The organism is Wolbachia endosymbiont (group A) of Clivina fossor, assembly GCF_964026865.1.
GTDB lineage: Bacteria > Pseudomonadota > Alphaproteobacteria > Rickettsiales > Anaplasmataceae > Wolbachia.
In genome coordinates this window covers 1-18,984 of the sequence record NZ_OZ034707.1, presented here as the reverse complement: position 1 = coordinate 18,984, position 18,984 = coordinate 1, and the positions used below count along the sequence as shown (strand labels likewise).

22 protein-coding genes and 3 pseudogenes are annotated in these 18,984 nt (G+C 36.8%); 3 read left to right on the top strand and 22 right to left on the bottom strand.

The window, feature by feature from the left end:
* Positions 1 to 28: 28 nt before the first annotated feature.
* The 5 genes from AAGD99_RS00120 to AAGD99_RS00105 all read right to left on the bottom strand — a co-directional run bounded on the left by AAGD99_RS00120 (position 29) and on the right by AAGD99_RS00105 (position 3,283).
* Positions 29 to 1,543, bottom strand: a complete 1,515-nt coding sequence (locus AAGD99_RS00120) for a recombinase family protein (protein ID WP_341822225.1) — start codon at positions 1,541 to 1,543, stop codon at positions 29 to 31.
* Positions 1,536 to 1,979, bottom strand: coding sequence for a DUF2924 domain-containing protein (locus AAGD99_RS00115; protein WP_341822224.1), 444 nt, complete (start codon positions 1,977 to 1,979; stop codon positions 1,536 to 1,538). The genes AAGD99_RS00120 and AAGD99_RS00115 overlap by 8 nt, the downstream gene beginning before the upstream one ends.
* A 24-nt stretch (positions 1,980 to 2,003) precedes the next feature.
* A complete protein-coding gene (locus tag AAGD99_RS08950) occupies positions 2,004 to 2,192 on the bottom strand; it encodes a hypothetical protein (RefSeq protein ID WP_410529918.1) in 189 nt (62 codons plus the stop codon).
* Positions 2,186 to 2,509, bottom strand: a complete 324-nt coding sequence (locus AAGD99_RS08945; RefSeq protein ID WP_410529917.1) for an ankyrin repeat domain-containing protein — start codon at positions 2,507 to 2,509, stop codon at positions 2,186 to 2,188. Before AAGD99_RS08945 ends, AAGD99_RS08950 begins: the two co-directional genes overlap by 7 nt.
* Positions 2,510 to 2,743: 234 nt before the next feature.
* Positions 2,744 to 3,283 carry an ankyrin repeat domain-containing protein gene (locus AAGD99_RS00105; RefSeq protein ID WP_341822223.1) on the bottom strand — a complete coding sequence of 180 codons (540 nt, stop codon included), beginning with the start codon at positions 3,281 to 3,283 and terminating at the stop codon, positions 2,744 to 2,746.
* Between the two features lie 387 nt (positions 3,284 to 3,670).
* Here AAGD99_RS00105 and AAGD99_RS00100 point away from each other — a divergent pair, with 387 nt between their 5' ends.
* On the top strand, positions 3,671 to 4,690 hold the full coding sequence (locus AAGD99_RS00100) for an IS110 family transposase (RefSeq protein ID WP_341822222.1): 1,020 nt from the start codon (positions 3,671 to 3,673) through the stop codon (positions 4,688 to 4,690).
* Positions 4,691 to 5,170: 480 nt separating this feature from the next.
* Here AAGD99_RS00100 and AAGD99_RS00095 read toward each other — a convergent pair whose 3' ends face one another.
* The 6 genes and pseudogenes from AAGD99_RS00095 to AAGD99_RS00070 form a co-directional block, all read right to left on the bottom strand.
* Positions 5,171 to 6,265 carry a phage tail protein gene (locus tag AAGD99_RS00095; protein WP_341822221.1) on the bottom strand — a complete coding sequence of 365 codons (1,095 nt, stop codon included), beginning with the start codon at positions 6,263 to 6,265 and terminating at the stop codon, positions 5,171 to 5,173.
* A complete protein-coding gene (locus AAGD99_RS00090; RefSeq protein WP_341822219.1) occupies positions 6,265 to 7,056 on the bottom strand; it encodes a baseplate J/gp47 family protein in 792 nt (263 codons plus the stop codon). The genes AAGD99_RS00095 and AAGD99_RS00090 overlap by 1 nt, the downstream gene beginning before the upstream one ends.
* 2 nt (positions 7,057 to 7,058) lie before the next feature.
* Positions 7,059 to 7,394: a GPW/gp25 family protein gene (locus tag AAGD99_RS00085; protein WP_341822218.1), complete on the bottom strand. Its 336-nt coding sequence runs from the start codon at positions 7,392 to 7,394 to the stop codon at positions 7,059 to 7,061.
* Positions 7,391 to 7,669 (bottom strand): PAAR domain-containing protein, encoded by a 279-nt coding sequence (locus AAGD99_RS00080; protein ID WP_341822217.1) that lies wholly within the window; start codon positions 7,667 to 7,669, stop codon positions 7,391 to 7,393. Before AAGD99_RS00080 ends, AAGD99_RS00085 begins: the two co-directional genes overlap by 4 nt.
* On the bottom strand, positions 7,644 to 8,111 hold the full coding sequence (locus AAGD99_RS00075) for a phage baseplate assembly protein V (protein ID WP_341822216.1): 468 nt from the start codon (positions 8,109 to 8,111) through the stop codon (positions 7,644 to 7,646). Before AAGD99_RS00075 ends, AAGD99_RS00080 begins: the two co-directional genes overlap by 26 nt.
* Before the next feature lie 110 nt (positions 8,112 to 8,221).
* Positions 8,222 to 8,461: pseudogene (locus AAGD99_RS00070) on the bottom strand (hypothetical protein); the annotation flags it as partial.
* 267 nt (positions 8,462 to 8,728) lie between these two features.
* On the opposite strand from AAGD99_RS00070, the gene AAGD99_RS00065 reads away from it, so the two are divergent.
* On the top strand, positions 8,729 to 9,748 hold the full coding sequence (locus AAGD99_RS00065) for an IS110 family transposase (RefSeq protein ID WP_341822215.1): 1,020 nt from the start codon (positions 8,729 to 8,731) through the stop codon (positions 9,746 to 9,748).
* Positions 9,749 to 10,113: 365 nt separating this feature from the next.
* Here the strand turns inward: AAGD99_RS00065 and AAGD99_RS00060 are convergent.
* Positions 10,114 to 10,341: pseudogene (locus tag AAGD99_RS00060) on the bottom strand (hypothetical protein); the annotation flags it as partial.
* A gap of 88 nt (positions 10,342 to 10,429) precedes the next feature.
* On the opposite strand from AAGD99_RS00060, the gene AAGD99_RS00055 reads away from it, so the two are divergent.
* Positions 10,430 to 11,444, top strand: a protein-coding gene (locus AAGD99_RS00055; protein WP_341822214.1) for an IS630 family transposase whose coding sequence is annotated in 2 segments (ribosomal slippage) — positions 10,430 to 10,894 and positions 10,896 to 11,444 — 1,014 coding nt in all. Because the reading frame shifts where the segments join, the coding sequence is not laid out codon by codon here.
* Here the strand turns inward: AAGD99_RS00055 and AAGD99_RS00050 are convergent.
* The 10 genes and pseudogenes from AAGD99_RS00050 to AAGD99_RS00005 all read right to left on the bottom strand — a co-directional run.
* Positions 11,435 to 11,932 carry a phage tail protein gene (locus AAGD99_RS00050; protein ID WP_341822213.1) on the bottom strand — a complete coding sequence of 166 codons (498 nt, stop codon included), beginning with the start codon at positions 11,930 to 11,932 and terminating at the stop codon, positions 11,435 to 11,437. The two genes, AAGD99_RS00055 and AAGD99_RS00050, sit on opposite strands and share 10 nt — an antisense overlap.
* On the bottom strand, positions 11,933 to 12,238 hold the full coding sequence (locus tag AAGD99_RS00045; protein WP_341822212.1) for a hypothetical protein: 306 nt from the start codon (positions 12,236 to 12,238) through the stop codon (positions 11,933 to 11,935). It abuts the gene before it with no gap.
* Positions 12,239 to 12,340: 102 nt separating this feature from the next.
* Positions 12,341 to 13,345 (bottom strand): major capsid protein, encoded by a 1,005-nt coding sequence (locus AAGD99_RS00040; RefSeq protein ID WP_341822211.1) that lies wholly within the window; start codon positions 13,343 to 13,345, stop codon positions 12,341 to 12,343.
* 78 nt (positions 13,346 to 13,423) lie between these two features.
* Positions 13,424 to 13,753, bottom strand: a complete 330-nt coding sequence (locus AAGD99_RS00035) for a head decoration protein (protein ID WP_341822210.1) — start codon at positions 13,751 to 13,753, stop codon at positions 13,424 to 13,426.
* A gap of 142 nt (positions 13,754 to 13,895) precedes the next feature.
* Positions 13,896 to 14,105, bottom strand: a pseudogene (locus AAGD99_RS00030) (S49 family peptidase); the annotation flags it as partial.
* Positions 14,080 to 15,072 (bottom strand): S49 family peptidase, encoded by a 993-nt coding sequence (locus AAGD99_RS00025; RefSeq protein ID WP_341823178.1) that lies wholly within the window; start codon positions 15,070 to 15,072, stop codon positions 14,080 to 14,082. The gene AAGD99_RS00025 and the pseudogene AAGD99_RS00030, both read right to left, overlap by 26 nt.
* A gap of 21 nt (positions 15,073 to 15,093) precedes the next feature.
* A complete protein-coding gene (locus AAGD99_RS00020; protein ID WP_341822208.1) occupies positions 15,094 to 16,521 on the bottom strand; it encodes a phage portal protein in 1,428 nt (475 codons plus the stop codon).
* Positions 16,521 to 17,552, bottom strand: a complete 1,032-nt coding sequence (locus tag AAGD99_RS00015) for a YhcG family protein (protein ID WP_341822206.1) — start codon at positions 17,550 to 17,552, stop codon at positions 16,521 to 16,523. Before AAGD99_RS00015 ends, AAGD99_RS00020 begins: the two co-directional genes overlap by 1 nt.
* 26 nt (positions 17,553 to 17,578) lie before the next feature.
* Entirely contained in the window at positions 17,579 to 17,797 is a 219-nt protein-coding gene (locus AAGD99_RS00010) for a gpW family head-tail joining protein (protein WP_341822205.1), read from the bottom strand.
* On the bottom strand, positions 17,797 to 18,984 hold a 1,188-nt coding region (locus tag AAGD99_RS00005; RefSeq protein ID WP_341822204.1), incomplete at its 5' end, for a terminase gpA endonuclease subunit. The genes AAGD99_RS00005 and AAGD99_RS00010, both read right to left, overlap by 1 nt.

Below are 18,984 nucleotides of genomic sequence, written 5' to 3'. Positions count from 1 at the left end.
AAAATTTGTTGTATTTAATGTGCGTAATTTAACCGTAGAATTTCTCCAACTGTTCACTCCACAGCATCGGTATTTCTCTTAAATCAACTAACCTCAAACCACTTGGTTGCCTCCCATTTACTATGTCTTCCTTAATCTTTGGAGCCAGATAATTTAACCTCAAGATTTGCTGTATTCTTCTCATGCTTATCTTAATTTTAGTGCTCAGCTCCTTCACACTTCTATATTTTCCTGCCTCCAGTTGACGTTTCCACAGATGAGCCCTTACCACTGCTTTCAGTAGCGCATTATTCGTTTTCCCTTCTGGTTCTATTACCGTGCATTTATTTCCTTTCTTCTTTAAATTCATTGCTATAAATGTCCTCTCTGACTCAGAATGTACCTCTATTCCATCTTCTTTTACCATTACTCCCTTTATTAGTTTTTTCACCACTTCTTTCTGTTTTCCAAAACTTAAATTTTTCCACTCTTCCGCTTTTTCTTGCCAATTTTTGTATAGGTGCTCTGCTCTCTTCATTACTTCTTTTTCCACTTCTCCTGCTACTATATTCCGACTCTTTGACGCACAGCTTTTTCCAACTAAATGATTGTTGCACACGTAATATCTATACCTTTTATTCTCTTTTTTTGCGTACGTCAGCGTCATATTTGCATTACAGCTCTTGCACTTTATTATTCCCTTTAGCAATGCTTCCTCATATTTTACTTTTCGATATGGCTGATTCTTTATCAATTCTTGCGCTTTTTGCCATTTTTCTTCCTCTATTATTGCCTCATGCTTTCCCTCATATTGCTTCTCATAATGCTTGATTTTTCCCATATACGTTGGATTTGTTATTATTCTTCTTACCGTCGCTTTTTTAAAGATTTCTCCTCCATACACCTTTCCTGATTTTGCCTCAAACTTCTTCGTTCGGTATCCTTCTCTATTTAACTCCCTTGCTAGTTCTGCCATTGATTTCAGTTCCATATATCTTTCATAGATATGTTTTATTACTTTTGCTTCTTTTTCATTTATTATTAATTCCTTTTCTTTTGCATCGTACCCTAGCGGCAGATTTCCTCCCATCCATAACCCTTGTTCTTTCGATGTTGCTATTTTATTTTTTACTCTCTCTACTACCATCTCTCTTTCTAATTGTGCTGCTCCTGATAATACCGTTTGTACGAATTTTCCCATTGGCGTATTATTGTCAAATATCTGTGTTATTGCTACAAAGTTTACTCGGTGCCTCCTAAAAAATGATGTCACTTCTATGCCGTCTTTTGTCTCTCTTGATAACCTATCTAGCGTATATACCACTACGCAATCTATTTCTCCTGCTGCTATATTCTTTAATAATTCCTTTATCGCTGGTCTTTCTAAATTTTTCCCTGAATATCCTCCATCATCGTACCTTTTTGCCAATGCTACCCATCCTTCTCGGCTTTTTATATATTTTTCACATGCTACTCGCTGTGCATCCAAGCTATTAAACTTTTGTTCTAATCCATCCTCATTTGATTTTCTTGTATATATCGCACATCTTATTTCTTCACACACTTTTTCTCTCCTTTTCACGCATGCCAAACAATAAAGGTCCGTTGTAGCTCATTCCCATTATTTTTCCGGCTACCGCTGATAATGACGTATAAAACTCTTCTCGGTAGATCAAACCTGTATTTGTTACCATTACAACGTGAACTTCTTCCCCTCTCTCTAATATCAACTCTGTCCCCTCTACTGGTAGTTTATCGCTACTTATCCTTTTTCCCTTCTCTAGTCGATCTGCCAGGTATTCTAGTCTTTTTGCTCCTTTTCTTGATATTTCTCCATATGTTTTCTCCTGTATTTTATACGCCAATCTTGGTATCAGGTATTTCTTTGAGTATCTAGGTGCCTCTTCCTCAAATACCTCTTTCCATATTTTCCTCAGTTCTACTAATGGTTTCTCTCCTAAATTCTTTACTTTCTTCTCTATTTTTTCCTTTTTTTCCATAACTCTCATACCACTTTTCTTCAGCTACAGCTCTCCGTCTTTAACTTCCTCATCCATATTTTTCAACTCTTCCTTTGCCATTATCACACCTGCTACCGTACTTTCCGATACAACCACTAGTTTTTCTAGAAATTCCCCCTGTTTATTTGCGATTTGCTCTACATTCGCTCCCGCTTTTACTAGTTCTTCTACTATTTCTATCTCTGCTACCATGCATGCAAGGTGCAACGGAGCAAATTTGCCACTGCGTTTATATCAGCTCCTGCCTTTATCAGCTCCTTTGTATTTTCTAGACGTTGCCCCATGACTGCTAAGTGCAATGGTCTATATTGTCCTGCATCCGCCACATTTACATCTGCTCCTTTTTGGATTAATAACCTCACTTTTTTTGGATCTGGCATTCCCACCGCGTAATGCAACATCGTCCTCCCTTTTGTGTCTTTTTTATTAATATTTTCTATCGAGTTATCTAATACTTCTTTCCACGACTTATTAAATTCTTCTCTTTCTTTCTTACTAAATTTTACCATAACTTTCCTCAGCTATTAATGTAATATAAAGTGCCTCCAATTTGGCTCACTTTAGCGCTTAGCAAATCTTGTTTGTTTACTAGCTACTTTTTCACTTAGGGCTGTTTTGGCATAAAAAGCAAGTTTTTTTTACAAAATATACACATTTTTTCCGCATATTATATTAAGATATAAATCTATATACCTAATATATTAAATTTACCTTCTTTTGCTTTTTCCAATAATATTAATTTTTTACTTCTTCAACTCCATTACCTCCTCTATTGCCTTGTTTGCTTCTCCATACATCACTTCTACATCTCTCATATTCACTCCCTTCTTTTCTAGATAACTCGTCACCTTCGGATAAATTTTTGCATAGTTTAGAGGACTGCATTCAAACCTATCTATTGCATCCATATCTCCTCCTGCATTTATCAGCTCTTCTATTGTTCCTATTCTTCTTGCTAAACAGGCTAAGTGTAGTGGTACTGCTTTATTGTTTGATTTTGCATTTACTGTAGCTCCTTCTTCTATCAGCACTTTCACATTTTTTCTTCTTCCTAAAAACGCTGCTAGGTGCAACGGCGTTTCATTTCTATTATTTCTCTCGTTAACGTTTGCTCCTTTTTTTATTAATAGCTCTACTATTTCTGGCTCTGACACTTGTGCTGCACGGTGCAATATCGTACAACCATCTGTGTCTTTCTCATTTATTTGTTGAAACTCGTTTACTGATATTGCTTTCAATAAATTATAAAAAGCGTTTTTTGTTTCTTCTTTTAACTTTATCATGACTACCTCACTATAAATGCTCTATAAAATTGCCTGTTTTGGCTCATTTCAGCGCTTGGTAAATTTTTTTTGTTTACCTACACCTACTTAATTTATAGCTGTTTTGGCATGGAAAAGCAACTTCTTTTTTTTAAAAAACACACATTTTTACCGAATGTTAATGTAGTATATGAAGATATAAATATATGTATTTAACTCATTAAACATATGACCTGTTTTTCTTCCCAACTTCTGTTTAAATGTCGATGTTCATGCCACGTTAGTACACATACTGTAATTGCTATTGAATGATGGAGAGACATACTCCATTATTTTAGCACGAAGTAACAAGTTCAATAGAATTAGTTCTTCAAAAATAATTTAAACTTTTACAGTAGGAGCAGTCTTATGAAATATTATAGTGGATTAGATGTCTCACTCAAGGAAACTTTTATCAGTATCGTTGATGAGAAAGGAAAAATTGTTAAAGAAGAAGTTATTGTAAGTGAAAGCAGTACAATAGCGGAGTATTTGCTTAGTCAAAGCAAAAAATATGAAGCAATAGGGATAGAAAGTGGACAACTATCAATATCAATGTGCAAAGAATTGAGGAGATTTGGATTGCCAGTAACTTGTGTAGATGCAAGGCATATGGCAGCAGCATTGTCTGCAAGAATCAATAAGAATGATAAAAATGATGCAAGAGGTATAGCACAAATGATGAGAGTTGGGCTATTTAAAGAGGTATTAGTAAAGTCAGATGAAGCTTGTCAGATTAAAATAATGCTTGGAAGCAGAAGACAATTAACACGTAGCAGAGAGAAAATTGAGGGAACAATAAGAGGATTATTAAAAATATACGGGATAAAAATTGATCAGCGTGCCAGATCTACAAGTTTCATTTTAAAAGTGCAAGAAATAATTAATGAGCTAGATGAAATTAGCAAGAACTCAATTGAAGCATTAGTACATAGCTTAGAAACAATAGAAGAATCGATAAGAAAACTTGACAAAATGCTCTCAGAGCAAGGTAAAAAAGATGAGGATTGTAAATTATTAACTACTGTTCCAGGAGTTGGTATTATAGTAGCAATGACATACAAAGCTGCGATAGATGATGCATATAGGTTTGAAACATCTTATGCAGTTGGAGCCTATATGGGATTGAGCCCAAGACAGTACGCTTCTGGAGAGATTGATCGGCATGGAAGTATATCAAAAATGGGACCAGTAGAATGTAGGAATGTGTTGTACGAAGCAGCACAAGTCTTACTGGTAAAATGTAAAAGGAAATTTAAATTGAGAAGCTGGGGATTGAGGCTTGCAAAAAAGAAGGGTATGAAGAAAGCAATTGTTGCCGTAGCGCGGAAGTTGTCTGTAATTATGCATAGGATGTTGGTTAGTAAAACAGAATTCTGTTATCAATAAATGCAAAAAGTAGATAATTTGATGTAAAGTAAAGATAGCAATGCCGATGGAAGGGATAAGCAAGATCCTAGGTTGAAGCATAGACTTCGTAAGACACATGTTGCCGTCCACTTCCGCCTAACAAGTATAGTGCGGCTTGGCTAAAATACAAATTAGCCATATCAGACCGCGGAGAGAACCATGGAAGCATGCTATTTTAACTTATATTAAGACTATGGAGGGAAAGAATGATACCTTAGTTTTTATAAGCTTAATGAATATGTGGATAAATACTTTAAATGTGTGTGGCGTATTTATCCACATATTCATTGGCTGCATAATTTAAAAGAGATTAATTAGAAATTTAGTGCTGGTGTTTTGATTGCCAATAAAACCCCTTTTGATTGAATAAGATAATACGATAGTAAATAAAAGGTTGTATCAGACCTGAGTTTTACATCAAAAAATATTTTTCATGATACAAAAAATTATTATTGACTTTCATGCAATTAGAGAACCTGGGTAAAACACCAAAATGTAATTTTCTAACTCCTGTATTGAATCCTTTTGCTCTGAATTTAATTCGCTTTCAAAATGAATGTAGTGTTCTGTTACGCTAAATCTTATTATTTTGGGGGTAGAGAAATTCTTTACTTGATAGTGGTGAACGGCAAAAAATCTTTCTAAAATTGGCTGGTATTTTAAATTCCACAGTTGTTCAGATAGCTTATCACTTCCTAGTAAAAACCTTTTTCCCCTCTCTTCTATACTACTTACTGGAAAACAAGCATTTACTTCTCCTAAATTCCAACTATCTGATAATACTATCTGCGCCTTTGCAAACTTAATTGCTGGTAATAAGCTCTGTGGTAGCGGATATAGTGCTTTGAAGTTATACCACACATGATTTCTTTCATAAATACCGTTATAATTCTTTGTGTGAGGCTCGGTTTCTCCAAGGATTGCTACATCTAGCCGGTATATATCATTGCTCAAAGCTCGTTCATAATGATCTCGCAAGTAACTATCTATAATCTCTACTAATGGACCATTAGACCTGAAAAAATTCACTCTTCCAAATGATAACACTGGGCCATCTTCTTCTATTTTTACACCTGAGTAATCCGATAACAAACTGCCAAAAAAGCTTTCATCTAAAATAAACCTATCAACGTTATCGTTAAAAATCCTCATTAGTCTCGATCTTGCTGGCAATGATAGCTTTGCTAATTCTACTACTGCATCTACGAAGAAGTCGTTTGGTACGTTTCTTATCCCTATCTGTAATTCAAAAAAGTGTTTACCGGGTGGCTCTTCAATAATTGTAATATCTTCTATACTTGCCCATTTTAATGCTATTTTCAGTGACGCCGGTGTTCCTCTTAAACGCTGAAATTTTATTCCTTCCTCTACGGCTTTTCTTTTGTCTTTTACCCAACGCAGAATCTCTTCTAACCCATATTCCTCTATTATCCATGGTAATACTTTTTCCCCTGGGCTAAATTTAAATCCTTTTACGCTGCTTGGATCAACTTTGTAATCGATTGCATCAACCAGTGCTTTTTCTTGTTTTGTTGCATTTGGCGGTAATAGCATTAGTTCAACTCAACATTTAAACTTTTTAAGAAAGCACATTCATTCCCCAGTACCACAACATCCTCTCTTGGCTCGATTAATTCTACGTTTTCTACTCCTTCTACGAATAAATTCGCTATAATCCACGATCTTGTCACCTTCCATCCCAATCTTTTCGTTGTTTCAAATTTTTCGATAAATTTCTTCTTTACCGTTTCAATAATATCTGGTCTTTTAATGCTAATTTTACTGTGGATATCTATTTCAATAATATTGCAACCAACTACTGTTATCGTATCTGTTAATACCCTTATATCATCCCTGGTGACTCGCTTTCTTACAATATCAAGTAGTTCTTCAGACGCTATGCTATTTGTGGATAACTCCGTGGATAAAATCGAGATCTCTACACTTCCTGGCACTTTTGATTCAACCAGCGCATCCTTTACTCTACTATCTGCTGAGAGTGCTTGAAACCGATAATTTCCTCCCGTGCTCCAGCCAACTATTTTTGCCTTGATTCTTTTCCTAAAACTTTCATCATTTTCCCCGTTCTCCCTTTCCACTCCGTAAAATTCAGCTAAATTATCAAGATCTTCTCCCATTGCAAACTTAAGTAAATTACTTTTTACTGCTTCGTTTATTCTTTCTCTCAGCAAAAGTTCTCGCCATGCTGCTACCTCCAGAATCTTCATCGCTGGGTCACTTTCTACTAATGCTGTAAAACTTGCATCATGCTTCACTAACTCTTCCTTCATCCGAGCAAAAATCTCTTCAAAGTTCAGTGGTTCGATAATATTTGGCTGCTCCATCTTTATACTACAATTCCTTCAAAATGAATATTTTCTCCATTTGGTGTATATATCCCTTCCAGGGCAATAGTGACTTTCCCTTCTTTCACCTCTGTGATTTTTACCTTTTCGAGTTTGAATCTTTTTTCCCATTTTTCTAGTGCTCCTGCTGTTGCCGCATAAATTTCCAGCGTAAAGTCCCTATTGATTGGCTTATCCACTAATTCAAATAGTCGTGACCCATAATTTCTCCGCATAATACGTGATCCTATCGGTGTGGTTAATATATCAATTATTGATTGTTTCAAATGTTCTATTCCTTCTAATTCCTTTCCCGTGCTAGCATTCATGCCTCTCATTCTGCAAATACATTTTTGCTAACACCTATCACTTTAAAACCACACGATACCAAGTCTCCTGTTCTTGTTACCCCAATACCATTCACAAATACGCTGTTTGATCCTTGTGTTATCGTCTCTCCCAGAGTTACAATATCACCTTTTCGACACACAGATCTACCGTTTACAAAAACGTCGTTACTACCACTCATACAAACATGTGCCGGTATTCCACTGCAATAATCTCCTACACAAACTATAGCTCTTCTATTAATTAAGGTCGATTCTCTTTGCATTGAGTTTTATACCACCCTTGGTAATCTTTACACTTGATTCTCCAACCCTAAAAGTAATCTTATCAACTACAGATACTTCCAAATGATGGTTTTTCTTGTCATATGATATTTTTGTCCCGTCTTCAAATAAAAAACAATCTACCTCTTTTTTGCTTTCCGGAGCAGGGTATTTTTGTTGGTATATCCCAGCTAAAACAACTCCTAACGATAACTCTCCAAGTGGTGAAAATATCACAACTTGCTCATCAATATTCGGTGCAAACCAACTTATATCTTCTCCTGCTCTTGCCGTTACCCATGGAAGCCAATCGGTTATAAATTCTCCTACTTTTACCCGCACTCTTGCCTTTTCATAGTCTACTTCTTTAACTAGACCTATACGAATAATGTTCGCTAGCTTTCTATTTAGCTCTGCAATGGCAAAATTATGCTCTAATACCAAACTTCGTTATTGGGAAGACAAATAGAATATACGATAAATTCACTTAAACCTCCAGTTATAGGCGGAAAGCACTCTTTTTCATTTGTCTCATTATTATTGAGAATTGGTATAACATGTACATCTCCTACATTTATGGTATGTGGTATCACACCTATTTCAGACCATCTCGACTCACCTGTATGTAGCTCGTGGATCCATTCGACCAGCCACACTAGATATGCATCTAATTCTGGTCTAAAATTGTCTACTTCCGCTGATATAAATTCACCTGCTGAAACATTGTCCACGTTCCAAGTATTCTTATTTACTACTCTTGCTACTTCTGCTGCCAGTGACCTCACAACTATCGAGATGATATGAATTGTTATTGCTTGGCTGGAAGCATGAGAAGATAATAACTTCTCAGAGTGGATAGGTGGCAGGTTGAAAGGATTCATGAGGCCCTATTTTGCTTTTATATGCAATAATGGGATTAGACCTCGTTATCGAGATTAACCGCCCCTGCCACCGAAAACCATCGTGCGGCCCATAAAATTTGGTGACCGCGTATAGGAGGTTGGACCAACCGGTAATATTCTACTCTGATATTTTGTAGTATTCAATAAGAGGGAAAATTTATGCGTTACATAGGTGTTGATTTACATACTAATAGCTTTACTGTTTGCTACTTAGAAACAGGAAAGCAAGAATATATTCGCACATTTCACTTACAGAACTTGGACAATTTCGTTGAAGGTCTTAAATCAGAAGATGAAATAGCTTTCGAAGCTACAGGTAATAGCTGTTTCTTTTATGATGCAGTGTCATCTTACGTCAAGCGCGCAGTGATAATTGCACCCTGGCAATTTGAAGTTATTCGCCGCTCTGTAAAGAAGACAGACAGGCATGATGCAAGAGCTATTGCTTTCTTTCTAAGCAAGGATATGTTGCCTGAAGCGAGATGTAAAAGCAAACAATGCCAGCAGTTAGCTTCTCTTCTTCGAACAAGAGAGCAGTTAGTGAAATCACAAGTATCTCTAATCAATAAAATGCACGGTCTTTTTAATTATCATGGGATAAAAATTAAGAAGGAAACGCTGACAACTAAAGCTGGATTTGAACGCTCTATTCAAAAACACAATTGGGATTATATAGAAAAGATAGAGATTGAAGTAATTATCTATCAACTGGAAGCTATTAGAGAAAATCTCAAGAAGCTTAAAGAAGAAATTACTGCTTTTGCTAAGCAACTTCCTGGATTTAATAACCTTATCAGTATTAAAGGTATTGGTGCAATTTCTGTAGCAGTTTTTATCACGACAATTGGCGATATTAATGATTTTAGCAATCCTGAAAAGCTCACTGCTTATTTCGGAGTTGTACCATCAGTTTCTCAATCTAATCAGCAATGTACTATTGGAAGAATCACCAAATATGGGCCAAAAATGGCACGAACTTCTTTAGTACAGTGTACCTGGGTCGCTATACGATATAGTCCTTACCTGAAAAGTTTTTACGAGCATGTGAAAAAGAAGCGTGGTTCTGCTAAGGCTATTATTGCAACTGCTAGAAAATTTCTAACAACCATTTTCTATACACTGAAAAGGAACTGGATTTTTGAAGATTTTACAAAATTTGAATTTTTTATTGAACAATAATTGTAAGGGAAAATATGATACCTTAGTTTTTATAAGCCAAATGAATATGTGCTTTAAGTGTATGTAGACGCACATATTCATTAGCTACATTAATTTAAAAATATTAATTAAAAACTTAGTATTAGTATTTTTGTTGTCAATGAAACAACTTTTGATCGAATAAGATGGTACAGTAATAAATAAAAAATTACATTAGAGCTGAATTTTACATCAGAAAATGTTTTGAGTAATACAAAAATCATTATTGACTTTTATGCAATTGAGAGCTACCGATCTCTGACAGACATTTTCTACATACTTAAAGACAACCGGGTTTTTAAAGATTTTACAAAATATGAAATTTCTTATTGACAACAATCATAGGAGGAATTCTCGACTGTTCCATCAACTATCACTCTTGCCTCAAATCTTGCTTTCAGCGCCAATTCCTCTGTTCCCGGATCTTTTCCTGGTTCTAAACTCACAAGCTCTACAAACACTGCTGGGGCTACTATTTCCCGACGTACCGCTCTATACACTTCACATGTCTGTATCGCTGGTATCTCTTCCCTGAGCTTATTACAAATTGCCTCATGTAAATTTCCCCAGAACATTATTTCATATAATACCAATTCCTAAAAATAAATAGACGAATAAAGAAAAATTTCTAAAATAGAATAATTTAAGAATTAGTGGGGAGTTATGGCAGGAAAAAGTAAAGCAATAGGAGAAGAATTATATAATAAGTGTAACCTGGAATTAAAGAAGCACGGCATAAGAGGAGAGATAGGAAGAAGATTACAGGCAATAATATCTGCAAAAGAATATGGAATAACAAAAGTTGCTCAAATATACCGAATTACTAGAACTACATTGATGAAGTGGATTACAAGATTTAAGGAAGGAGGAGTCAATGCGTTTAAAATACAACCAGGACGTGGAGTAAAGCCGAAGTTGAGCTACAAGCAGCAAGAAGAAATTAAAAATGTCATAGCAGAAGAAGGAGCCAACCTAACGGCTAAGAAATTAAAAATCATAATTGAGAAAATGTTTTCTATTGAGGTAAGTAAGTCTACAGCACATAGACTGATGCAAAAGTTAGGTTTTTCGTATATTACTCCAAGGCCTGTGCACAATAAACAGGATAAAAATAAACAAGAAGAGTTTAAAAAAAAATCTTAATGAAACTATTGTCACGTATCCCGAAAAAGAGCTATTTTTCTTCGATGAGTCGCGGTTTGGCACACATTCAAAGATTGGACACGGGTGGTTTAAAAAAGGCATTAGGACACAGGTTAAGGTAAAATTAGGTAGGCAAAACTTTTATCTCTATAGTGCAGTTAATCCTAGAAATGGAGAGAGTTCTAGCTTATTCGTACCAAACGTCAATACTGATTGTATGAATATATTCCTTGAGCAGATGTCACAATATTTAGGAACAAGGGAGGCATTTCTTGTTGTGGATTGTGCAGGATGGCATAGATCCAAAGGTTTAAAAATACCACAAAATATTACCTTAATCTATTTACCTCCATATTCACCAGAGTTAAATCCAGTAGAGCGTTTATGGCAATATTTGAAAGACAATCTCATTAAAAATAGAATATATGACTCTGTTAGTTTATTGGAGGATACTGTATGTGCATTCATTCGTAATATTACGGAAAGTTCGATCAAAACCATTTGTTCTGTGAGTTATTTGCCTACTTATTTATGAGATTTGGTATAACTCATTTGCTGATCAAAATACTTCTCAAATACTCTTTCTACTTCATTATCAACTAACTCTTTCATTATTTCCCGAGCTTGCGTGTTTACTTTAATTTCATCTATTGGTAACGGTGTCATATACCTTCTTCTGAATATTCCTATATGACCATTTTTCATTGTTGCTATAAATGCTCCTTCATACATACGGCTTCCTACCTTTGCTCCTATCTTTGTCTGTTTTATGCTCCCAAGTTTTGCTACTCCTATCCACTGCGAACTGAGCTTTACTATCGACCATAAACGCTTTCTATTTGCTTTATCCACACTTAACTTTTTTCTCATTGCTTTTTTTGGTATTTGTTTTTCTTCGCTAACTTGTTTAACAGTTTGCGATCTTACCCACAGTGCTGTTTTGTTTAATGCCCTCACCGCTGCTTTTTCCACTTTCGCTTTCTCTGCATCTATGCTACCGGTGATTTCTATGTTTATACGCATTTACACCCCTAACGCTTGAATTTTCCATAGCATTCCCGAATTGTCCCTAAGTGGCGGTGTGTGTACTCTGTATCTACAACTACCTATGGAAAAAGTATCTCCTACTACTGGCTGCAATATATCAAAGACACTCACCTCCAAAATCAACATCTCCCCGACAAATTGTCCTTCACCAATTCCATATAATTTATCTGGTTGTTGTTTCAGCACCTGAACCATGTATGACTTATCCTTTGATTCATACAACGCTTGCTGCCCTAGATGTGCAAAACAATCTGCAAATAATCTTTTTATTTTTCCTTGCATATTTTACCTTTATGCACTAATCTCTACATGCACGCTAAGAAGGGGCATACAGGTAGAGCAGTCTCATGCCTCACCACTTTTATAGTTGCTCTACCTGTATTGTTATGCTGCAACGACTTTGATTAATGTTCCTGGACGATGGCACATTGGTAAAGGATTTGACTGAGTATGTAAATCGGTCCCTCTATCAAATCTTCTTGGCTCTTGTTTTGCATATAATGGCTGTCCTAGGGTATTCACCGTCTCATTAAAGTCCGCCGGTGCAAAGTATGTCGTAAATGTGCTTGCTGTTCCTAGTGGAAAACAATGGCCGGTATTTCCTTCAATAAATCTTCTTACGTTTCCTTCAGGATCAGTTGCTTGTCCTCTATATTCCTCAAATGTTATTCCACAGAACGTAAATCCTGACCTCATGTCGTTCCTTAATGCTGCTCCTTCTTGCCATCTCTCGTATGCTTCTTTTACTTTAGCATGAGAAGTGAGTGCATCAAAAAACTCTGGACTTACCAGCGCATGAATCCCAGTCATGTACTCACCACTTAAGTTATCCTCAACATGACGCAATACTTCCAGACACTTACGCTTTACATCGGTTGTTGCTGTTCCCAGTGCAAAATTTACTACTTTAGGTGTAATTTCAAATTCGTTATAAAGATTTAATAACTCTGACCCATCAGCATCAAGAATGATTCCCTTCAGCGCTCCCATCCGCAAATGTTCTAACGTTATCGCATGTTTGTTTCTCATTAGCTGCAAATGATCAGTTATTACATCTGCCAGCGCTTTAAGTTCACTTTCTGACCCAAATGCCCTTATTCCCTGTACTTCCTCTGGCAATACTACATCATCATGCGGAATATGTGGAATGGTAAAAGTTCTTATTTTCCGTTTTCCTCGTTTTCCCACTGTTGCTGGTGCTCCTGGTGATTGCGTTGGTAATAAAGTTAAAACTCCATGGTGTTCTTCTATCGTAATATGTCGAAATCTTACTGACCTACTTGGAAATAAATTTAAATTTTCTGTTCGGCCATAATTTATCGGCAATATGTTCATTGCATTTGTTAATGCTGTCATACTAAATGCCGGATTTGTAAATGGATTTTGCATGTTTTTCCCCCTTGTTTTCCTTACTAATTTAAGTTGAGTTTAGACCCCTTTGCGGATAATAACGCCCCGTGCTTCAAGTTACTTTATTGCTGCAGCTTTTTGCTCTTCTGTTATATTTGCTGGCCATACAACTGCATGATCTGCTAGTATTGCTATACGTGTAATGATTACCGCTTTGGTGGTTTCCGTTGCGTTTACATCATTTGTTATTACACCTATCGCCGTTTGTGTGCCATCTGTAGCCGTTGCATTTATAATTTTAATTAGATCATCTTTATCACGACCAACAACCATGCCAAGCTTTAGGTTTTGCCCCTTTGCTACTGTTATTTGATCTCTTGAATATAGATTAGACGCTTCATATTTTAGAAGATCGCCTAAATTATTTGTTTCAGTTATGCTTGTCATATTTCTCCCCCTTTTTTTCCTTTGTTTATTCCGCTGTGTTTAAAGTCGCTATTCGCCGCGGTAAAAGATATGTTGCTCTATAATTGGCTATTCTGGCGCATTTTGAACACTTATTTACCGCGGCGTATGTTAGACCGCGGTATCAAATGCTCCGACTTTTTGCTACCTGCATCATCAAGTCTTCCGGTGTACTTTGCGGTATTGTACTCAAAATCTCTGTCTTCTTTGTTCTCTCTGCTAGTATCGACATTAATATCTCTTGCGCTTGTTTGGCATTTACATTCTGCTCGATAAATTCTCCTATCTTTTCTGGCATCTTTGATAAATTACATAATCGTATTACCTCTAATACCAATTCTCAATAATAATGAGACAAATGAAAAAGAGTGCTTTCCGCCTATAACTGGAGGTTTAAGTGAATTTATCGTATATTCTATTTGTCTTCCCAATAACGAAGTTTGGTATAATACTTCTTTACGGCAGCTTTCGTACCCTAAACATCTTCCTTGTTCAATTAGATCATCAATATCTATTGCTTGTTCTTTTATCTCAACTTTGCTCATATTATTTCTCCTATAATTATCTATAAATTCAGAAAACGTTGTTATTCCATCAGCAAGTCCTATCTCTATTGCTTTCTCGCCAAAATATAGCCCTGCTTCCGTTGATTTGATTTTTTCCGTGGACAAATTTCTGTTTCGTGCTATGAGCTGGACAAACATCTCATACAGGCGGTCTACTTCCTCTTGTAAGCTTTCCACACTTTCAGACGTTATCGGCTCATGCGGATTTAAATCGTTTTTTCGATTTCCAGCAAATACTGTGGTATATTTTACCCCTTGCTTTTCATCAAACCCACTTTGATCTATATGACTTGCTATTACCCCTATGCTTCCCACTCCTGATGTTCTGCTTACAAATACTTTCTCAGCACTTGACGCTATTGCATACGCCGCAGAATACGCATCATCATTTGCCATCGCTATTATCCTCTTTTTTCCACTTTCCCTTGCACTGTAGATAAAATCGGAAAGGTCGAATAAACCGTTTACTTCTCCTCCGGGGCTGTCTATGTCCAAAATTATTGTTTCTACTTCTTCATCTATTAAAGCTTCTTCTATCTCTTCACGTATCTTCTCATATGATGTCATCCCCAACACATCATCAAAAGCTTCTGCATTCTTCGTCAAGATCCCATGTATCGGTATTACTTTTATTCCCTTTTTATTATTTCTTACTGCATGTTTTATATTTTTAAACGTTGGGTGCTTCTCTGCATGTAATGACAATAAATCAAAGCTTCTTTGCTCTATCATCATCGGTTTATTGAGCCAGCTCACTTATATTATTTCAGTATTAGAATCAAAACTACTGACGTCCGAGTCAAAACTTAATCCCAGTTCACTAGCACGTCTTTGATCTTCAGCAATTTCTTGGTCTATTTCTTCAATATCATAACCTAGCTCTGAAACTACTTCTGACCTGCTCTTAAACCCATTCCTTACTGCCATTTGCTGTGCTTGCTGGTCTTTTAGTGGATCTACCCAATCAAATCCTTGTGCTATCCATTTTACCTCTTTTGCCGCTTTTGCCCCTTTTTCACTTATGTCTAATTCTCCAGATAGTATTGCTAATTCTAACCACCTATCCCATACTGGCCGGCAAAATTGAAATACTACCACGTTATGCTGTAACATTGCACACCTCCGGCAAAACTCTATTAACCCTGCTCGTATCGATGAATAATTGACCCCGGTAAGATCTCCTGTTAGCTGCTCATACGTTATCCCCATACCTACTGCTATTGCCCTCAATTGCTGTTTCATGAATGCTTCATAACTTCCTCCAACATCTGATGGTTCTGAAAATTTGATATCTTCCCCTGGATCTAAAAGTTGCATAGTCCCTGGCTCTAAACCTGACAGCGCTACTCCATGTTCATTACTCTCTCCTTCTCCCATGATGTTTGCTTCTGGATCGAGTCTGGTGATAAACCCTGCAAACATTGCTGCTGTTTTTTTTCTAACGAGTTCAGCATCATCGTATTGATCAAGTTCATAGAGCTTCAAAAGTACTGTAGAGAGCCACGGTACTCCTCGAATTTGCCCAGGTCTCAGAGGTCTATAGATATGTAAAACATCGTTTGCTGGAACTCTCACTGATTCGCCAAATGATCCTTCACCAGGGTGCTCTCGAAAAAGGTAATACGCTTCTCTCTGCCCAAGTCTATTGAACTCAATCCCGTTTCTAATTACATTACCGTTGGCAAGGGTTTGATTGCTCTTATTGTCTAAATGCTCTGATTCAAGTACTTGCAGTTGCAACGGCACACAAAGACCATCTTCTCGTTTTCTTGTTCGGAGTCTTACAAAACATTCCCCTCCCTCTATCATGCTTCTACATACAAGAGCTTGTAATCCATAAAAATCACTCACTCCGCTACTGTCTGCTTCATCTGTCCATCTCAGCCATAATTCTTGCACTTTTTTCCGAAACTCTGCATCTTTGGCTTTTGATTGCGGCTTTATTCCTGTCCCAACAGAGTTACTTACTATCGTATCGATGATGTTTGCCGCATACGAGTTCTTTCTTACCATGTCACGTGATCGACTACGCAGGTGTTCAAGGCTCTGAGACAGCAAATTGTTTATACTTCCTGACTCTGGTTGAAAGTGCAATAATCTTCTGCCAGATCCAGCTCCATCCCATGCTGAACCTTTAGGCTTTGGTGATTTGTGGAATAATTGTTTGAATGATTTGAGTAGCATTACTTTTCCTTGTCTGAAACTTTTGATAATTCAGCTTCTAATTCTTCTATTGTTGGCAGAGCTGTTTTTACCTCTTCTGGTAGATTTTCAGTGATTTGATACTCTGCTAACCCTATTGGCTTGTTCATGTCACGTAATGCATACTCGGCTACAACACCAACTTTAGAGCGATAGAGGATAAGACCAATTGATGGATTATCACCTGGCTGTCTTAATAAATCATCAACTGCTGAAAGGTAAAAATTCATCTTTCCAGTGTATTCTGGCTTGAATTTCCCTGCTTTTAGTTCAATTACAATATAGCAACGAAGCTTAACGTGGTAAAAGAGTAAATCCAAATAGAAATCTCTATTTTCAACCTGTAAATGGTACTGCCTTCCTAAAAATGCAAACCCTTCACCAAGTTCTAAAAGGAAACGTTCTATGTGAGCTACAAGAGCTTTTTCTACTTCCCTTTCATGCGCTTTTTTACCAAGACTCAAAAAATCAAATACGTAAGGATTTTTAAGCGTTTGCTGTGCTAAATCTGATTGAGGCGATGTAAGCTTATTCCTAAAGTTTGTTATTGCTTTACCTTCACGTTTATACAAATTTGTTTCAATTTGCATCGACAAGATATTGCGAGACCAGCCGTGTTCACGCGACTTTTTAGCATACCAAAATCTTTCTTCTTTGTTTTTAATTTCGTACATTATTACGATATTGTGACCCCAAGGTAATTGGTCAACAGCTTGTTGACGAATTTCGTTTTCGCTATATTCTTCCGCAAACCTTCTCATATACTTTAGATTTTGAATGCTAAACCCCTTCATATCAGGAAAAGCATCTCGCAAATCTTTACTTAGTTGTTCAATAACTTTCGCTCCCCAGCCATATTCTTTTTGCCGTTTTAAGATTTCTGTACCAGTATAATGATAGAGCAAAATAAGCTTACTATTAACCGCAAGTGCTGCTTTGTAACGATTAGTAGCAATATGTTCTTTCAACTGCTCTAAAAATTCTGTATATTCTTTTCCTATAATTTTTGTCATAGTGTTCCTTTCAACGATTTTTATCATTATATGATCCCTTTATTCGTTGAAATAACAATCTTTCTCTTCACACCTGCAACTTTTAGCTCAGCTTTAATTCGTTGTCTTAAATCCAATAGATCTTTTATCTGAACTTCTCCATACCTAACCACATGATCACCATACGCAATCGATACCACTCTCTCTCCGCTCTGTAGCTTCCTTATCGCTTCTTCTACTTGAGTTAAATATTCTTGGTTGTACATCAACTTTTCTCACTCAACCATTGACTTCTTCTCACTCTTTTTGACTTTTTAGCTTTTTCACCTGCTAAACTCTCCCATTTACTCTCTGGCCAACGATCAATCCCCAGGGCAATAGACGCAGCTCTTGCGTAAATTCGGCAATCTAGTACTTCATTTCGATCTCTTATCTTTTGCCACTCTTGCTTGGTATACCCTTTTACTACCTTGGTAATTAGTTGTTCTGCAGTAAGTTGCTTAAAATATTCAGGTGGATATTCGGGAAAATGACAATATCCCGGCCCGTTTTTTAAAACATTAAGTAGCTGAAAAAGCTCGGACTTTAATATCGATACCCCAACTGGCCACAGCTTCATTCCTCTCTTTAGCTTTTGTCCGCCAACTGTTACATCAACTCTACTTGGGCTGTTAAGCGGCACTAGCGCTTTGTTTGCTCCTTTTACTGCCATCACTCTTCCAGAGCCTTGGTGACCTCTTACCCAGTTGTATACCTCTTGTGTTGCATACCCAGCATCTACCGCCATCATACTTATCATGTATTCAAGACCATTTTCACCGATAAAATGATGATTCAAAAGCTCTGAAAGTTTTTCCCATACTTCTCCACTTCCAGTATCACCTTCAAATACCTGGTAGTCTATTGACCAACTTTCTCGGTTTCTTCCCCATGCTACAATTTCTGCCTCTAAACGATCTTTTTGTACATCAACCCCTGCCGTCAATATCACTTTGCCCCTCGGCACCGTACCTATCGGAAAATTTTCTCGACGCTCAAATAATTGCTTCCAGTCTGGTACTTCTCCTTTATCTACCCAGGTTTCTCCGAGTGTTGTATTTATCCAAACTTTCAGTAATTGTTCATTTTCCTTCGCATGCAGGTAATCTTCTACTGCTTGTTTCCAACTATACCAGCCAACTGGGCTATACAAGCTTGAAAGGTGGAATCCTTTTTTTTCACCTTTTATTGGATTAGTAGGCCTCCATTTTCCACGGGCTAGCATCTCTGTTTTCTGATGATTTTTTATTTCTCCCCTACACTCTATGCAAACGTAGTGGGCTGTATTTGGATTTTTATCCTTCCACTTTATTTGTGGCCATTTCAGCACCTGATAGTGATCACAATGTGGACAAGGTACAAAAAAGTATCGTTTGTCTGAGCTCTCAAATTCCTTCTCTATTCTGCTGATTCC

Coding starts and splice junctions, on each gene's coding strand:
- AAGD99_RS00085 (WP_341822218.1), bottom strand. CDS start 7,394: ATGAGAGGCATGAATGCTAGCACGGGAAAGGAATTAGAAGGAATAGAA.
- AAGD99_RS00050 (WP_341822213.1), bottom strand. CDS start 11,932: ATGCGTATAAACATAGAAATCACCGGTAGCATAGATGCAGAGAAAGCG.
- AAGD99_RS00065 (WP_341822215.1), top strand. CDS start 8,729: ATGCGTTACATAGGTGTTGATTTACATACTAATAGCTTTACTGTTTGC.
- AAGD99_RS00040 (WP_341822211.1), bottom strand. CDS start 13,345: ATGCAAAATCCATTTACAAATCCGGCATTTAGTATGACAGCATTAACA.
- AAGD99_RS00100 (WP_341822222.1), top strand. CDS start 3,671: ATGAAATATTATAGTGGATTAGATGTCTCACTCAAGGAAACTTTTATC.
- AAGD99_RS00020 (WP_341822208.1), bottom strand. CDS start 16,521: ATGCTACTCAAATCATTCAAACAATTATTCCACAAATCACCAAAGCCT.
- AAGD99_RS00090 (WP_341822219.1), bottom strand. CDS start 7,056: ATGGAGCAGCCAAATATTATCGAACCACTGAACTTTGAAGAGATTTTT.
- AAGD99_RS00010 (WP_341822205.1), bottom strand. CDS start 17,797: ATGTACAACCAAGAATATTTAACTCAAGTAGAAGAAGCGATAAGGAAG.
- AAGD99_RS00080 (WP_341822217.1), bottom strand. CDS start 7,669: ATGCAAAGAGAATCGACCTTAATTAATAGAAGAGCTATAGTTTGTGTA.
- AAGD99_RS00115 (WP_341822224.1), bottom strand. CDS start 1,979: ATGGAAAAAAAGGAAAAAATAGAGAAGAAAGTAAAGAATTTAGGAGAG.
- AAGD99_RS00035 (WP_341822210.1), bottom strand. CDS start 13,753: ATGACAAGCATAACTGAAACAAATAATTTAGGCGATCTTCTAAAATAT.
- AAGD99_RS00045 (WP_341822212.1), bottom strand. CDS start 12,238: ATGCAAGGAAAAATAAAAAGATTATTTGCAGATTGTTTTGCACATCTA.
- AAGD99_RS00015 (WP_341822206.1), bottom strand. CDS start 17,552: ATGACAAAAATTATAGGAAAAGAATATACAGAATTTTTAGAGCAGTTG.
- AAGD99_RS00095 (WP_341822221.1), bottom strand. CDS start 6,265: ATGCTATTACCGCCAAATGCAACAAAACAAGAAAAAGCACTGGTTGAT.
- AAGD99_RS00105 (WP_341822223.1), bottom strand. CDS start 3,283: ATGATAAAGTTAAAAGAAGAAACAAAAAACGCTTTTTATAATTTATTG.
- AAGD99_RS08950 (WP_410529918.1), bottom strand. CDS start 2,192: ATGGTAGCAGAGATAGAAATAGTAGAAGAACTAGTAAAAGCGGGAGCG.
- AAGD99_RS00025 (WP_341823178.1), bottom strand. CDS start 15,072: ATGATGATAGAGCAAAGAAGCTTTGATTTATTGTCATTACATGCAGAG.
- AAGD99_RS08945 (WP_410529917.1), bottom strand. CDS start 2,509: ATGGTAAAATTTAGTAAGAAAGAAAGAGAAGAATTTAATAAGTCGTGG.